The organism is Streptomyces sp. KLMMK, from assembly GCF_036961605.1.
Classification (GTDB): domain Bacteria; phylum Actinomycetota; class Actinomycetes; order Streptomycetales; family Streptomycetaceae; genus Streptomyces; species Streptomyces telluris.
The window spans coordinates 1-3,360 of record NZ_JBAMDC010000558.1; the positions used below are offsets into that span (position 1 = coordinate 1).

Genomic DNA, 3,360 nt, shown 5'->3' on the forward strand with positions numbered 1-3,360 from the left:
TCCGCCGCCGGCTTGGGGGCGGCGGGGCGGGGCGCACCCGGAGTGGGGGCACCCGGCTTGGGGGCCGCGGACTTGCGCGGCGCCGCAGGCTTCGCACCGGGCTTGCCGGCGCCGCCGGGTCCCTGCAGTGCGTCAGTCAGTTTGCGGACAACCGGCGCCTCGATCGTCGAGGACGCCGAACGGACGAATTCACCAAGTTCTTGGAGCTTGGCCATGACGACCTTGCTCTCCACTCCGAACTCCTTGGCGAGTTCGTATACCCGGACCTTAGCCACTTCGCTCCTTCTAGGTCCGGGGTGTCCACCGGACCGTCGCTACTTCATGGGCGTACTCATCGCGTACTCATCGAGTGCTCATCGCAATCTCGACCTACTTCCAACTCGCGAGGTACCTGACCGCACGGTTACCCGTGCCGTGCTTCTTACAGTGGGGCCATACCCCGCAGACGCGGGGCCGAACTACTGCTGTTCGATCTGTTCGATGAACCGGCGGAGCTCCGCCGTATCGAGCGGCCCCGGGCTTTTGAAGGCCCTGGGAAACGCCCGGCGGCGGACCGCCAGGTCGAGACAGACCAGTGTGGGGTGCACGGAGGCACCCCGGCCGGGCAGCGTACCGCGAGGGTCGGGGACGCAGGCGCCCTCGATCATCACGATCCGCAGCAGATCGCCCTTGGCCGCTCGCTCCCGGCATCCCACACAGGTTCGCTCAGGGCATGCGCGGGCATGCGTCCGGCCAGACACTCTTCAGTCTACCTCCCCGCGCCCACCCCACCCCTGGGGGGCAGTGATCGGGCACGTATGCGTTTCGGCCACGATGCCGGGGCCCGCGCAGGCGGGCCCCGGTGTCGTGAACGTGTTCAGGCTCGGCCGGATTCCCGGTCGGGCTGCTCGGTGTCCGGGCGGATGTCGATGCGCCACCCGGTGAGCCGCGCGGCCAGGCGGGCGTTCTGCCCCTCCTTGCCGATGGCCAGCGACAGCTGGTAGTCCGGCACGGTCACCCGGGCGGAGCGCGCGGCGAGGTCCACGACCTCGACCTTGCTCACCCGCGCGGGGGACAGGGCGTGCGCCACCAGCTCGGCGGGATCGTCCGACCAGTCGACGATGTCGATCTTCTCGCCGTGCAGCTCGGCCATGACGTTGCGGACCCGGCCGCCCATGGGGCCGATGCAGGCGCCCTTGGCGTTGAGGCCTGACCGCGTGGAGCGGACGGCGATCTTCGTACGGTGGCCGGCCTCACGCGCGATGGCGGCGATCTCCACCGATCCGTCCGCGATCTCCGGCACCTCGAGGGCGAAGAGCTTCTTGACCAGATTCGGGTGGGTGCGCGAGAGCGTGACGGACGGACCGCGCACGCCCTTCGCCACCCGTACGACGTACGTGCGCAGGCGCGTGCCGTGCTTGTACTCCTCGCCGGGGACCTGCTCCTGCACCGGCAGGATGGCCTCCAGCTTGCCGATGTCCACGAGGACGTTCTTCGGGTCCTTGCCCTGCTGGACGATGCCCGCGACGACATCGCCCTCGCGGCCCGCGAACTCACCGAAAGTGATCTCGTCCTCGGCGTCGCGCAGACGCTGGAGGATGACCTGCTTGGCGGTGGTCGCGGCGATCCGGCCGAAGCCGGACGGCGTGTCGTCGAACTCGCGGGGCTCCTCGCCCTCCTCCAGGTCCTGCGGGTCCTCCTTGGCCCACACCGTCACGTGACCGGTGCCGCGGTCCAGCTCCACGCGGGCGCGGCGGCGGCTCCCCTCGGTGCGGTGGTAGGCGATGAGGAGGGCCGACTCGATCGCCTCGACCAGCAGGTCGAAGGAGATCTCCTTCTCTCGCACCAGACCCCGCAGGGCACTCATGTCGATGTCCACGGCTACGCCTCCTCTTGGCTCTCGTCGGTTACGTCGGCGGCCTCTGCCGCCGCGCCTGCGGTCTTCTCCGCGGCCTTGCGGTTGAACTCGATCTCCACGCGGGCCTTGGCGATCTCGCCGAAGGCCAGTCGCCGGGAGGTGGGCTTGCGGCCCTTAACCCCGGGGACCTCCAGGTCCAGCCCCTCGTCGTCCACGGCGACGATGCGCGCCACGAGCTCGCCGCCCTCGGTGAGCTGCGCCTTGATCAGACGGCCGGTGGCACGCACGTAGTGCCGGTGCTCGGTGAGGGGGCGGTCGGCGCCGGGGGAGGTGACTTCCAGGACGTACGGGGCGCCGCCCATGGCGTCCGTCTCGTCGAGCTTCTCGGAGACGGCGCGGCTGACTTCCGCGCACTCGTCCAGCTCGACGCCCGCATCGGAGTCCACCACGATGCGCAGCACACGCCGCTTGCCCGCCGTGGTCACCTCGATCTCTTCCAGATCCAGCTCCCTCGCGCTCACGAGAGGGGCCAGCAGCTCGCGCAGCCGCTCGCTCTGGGTGGTGCTCATCCGGGTGACTCCTCGGCCGCGTGTGCTGTTGTGGGAAAGTCGCGTGTCAGGTCAAAGCCTATCTGTTCCGGCAGCCGACTGACGATTCGGTGCCTCGTCCGCAGCCGCCGGGTTGCGCGCCGGTACGCTCACGTGCGGTGATCATGACCGGACCGGCGGAAAGAGGATCGTGGCGTTCACAACGACGACGCGGGGCCCGGCCGGCCCGCACCGACGCAGGGTACTGGCAGGGGGCGCCGCGGTTCTGCTGAGCGCCGGCGCCGGGGCCCTGCTCACCGGCTGTTCGGGCGCCTCCGGGGCTCCCTCGGGCCCTTCTGCAGCGGAGCGTCTGCGCGCCGCTGCGGGGCGCGACTCCGCGCAGCTGCTCGCGCGCTACGACGCCACGATCGCGGCGCACGGGGCGCTCGCGGAGCGGCTGCGGCCGCTGCGGGAGGAAGTGGCGCGCCATGCTGAGGCTTTCGGCGCGCCGCAGGGGGCGTCGGGCGTGCCGCGTGGGGGAACGGCCCCGGCTGCGTCCGGTTCCCCGGACGCCTCGGCCTCTGCGGCCTCTTCTGCTCCTGCGGCCTCCTCCGAGCCGTCGTCCGAGCCGTCCGAGTCGCCTGAGTCATCCGAGTCGTCCGGGTCATCCGAGTCGTCGCCCTCCGAGTCGTCATCTGCGGCCGCTCCGGGGGCGTCCGCCTCAGGCGCGTCCGCTTCCGCACCTACGGACGGCGTACCGGGCGACGAGAAGGAGGCCCTGGCCGCACTGGCCGACGCCGAACGTCGCACCGCGGACAGCCGCACCAAGGCCCTCGGCTCCGCCCCGCCCGAACTGGCCCGGCTGCTCGCCTCCGTGGCCGCCGCGGGCGCGGCCCACGCCTACCTGCTCAGGAGTGACGCATGACGGAGACGGCGAGCCCCAAGACGCCCGAGGCCCCCGCCGTGCGGCAGGCGCTGCGGGCGGCCCAGGCCGCG

At 71.5% G+C, this 3,360-nt stretch carries 5 protein-coding genes; 1 reads left to right on the top strand and 4 read right to left on the bottom strand.

Going from position 1 to position 3,360, the window contains the following annotated elements:
* The 4 genes from V7793_RS35455 to rimP all read right to left on the bottom strand — a co-directional run.
* A partial coding sequence (locus V7793_RS35455) for a translation initiation factor IF-2 N-terminal domain-containing protein (protein WP_336013794.1) occupies positions 1-275 on the bottom strand: 275 nt, incomplete at its 3' end.
* Positions 276-458: 183 nt separating this feature from the next.
* Complete coding sequence (locus V7793_RS35460; protein ID WP_336013795.1) at positions 459-740, bottom strand: YlxR family protein; 282 nt, start codon at positions 738-740, stop codon at positions 459-461.
* 116 nt (positions 741-856) lie between these two features.
* Positions 857-1,858, bottom strand: coding sequence for a transcription termination factor NusA (nusA, locus tag V7793_RS35465; protein WP_058046529.1), 1,002 nt, complete (start codon positions 1,856-1,858; stop codon positions 857-859).
* A gap of 2 nt (positions 1,859-1,860) precedes the next feature.
* Positions 1,861-2,406, bottom strand: a complete 546-nt coding sequence (gene rimP / locus V7793_RS35470) for a ribosome maturation factor RimP (RefSeq protein WP_336013796.1) — start codon at positions 2,404-2,406, stop codon at positions 1,861-1,863.
* A gap of 169 nt (positions 2,407-2,575) precedes the next feature.
* Between rimP and V7793_RS35475 the strand changes: the two genes are divergently transcribed.
* Complete coding sequence (locus V7793_RS35475) at positions 2,576-3,289, top strand: hypothetical protein (protein WP_336013797.1); 714 nt, start codon at positions 2,576-2,578, stop codon at positions 3,287-3,289.
* The last annotated feature ends 71 nt before the right edge of the window (positions 3,290-3,360 follow it).

What these genes read in the sequence shown, in the direction of transcription:
- rimP (WP_336013796.1), bottom strand. Translation starts at nt 2,406, where the DNA reads ATGAGCACCACCCAGAGCGAGCGGCTGCGCGAGCTGCTGGCCCCTCTC.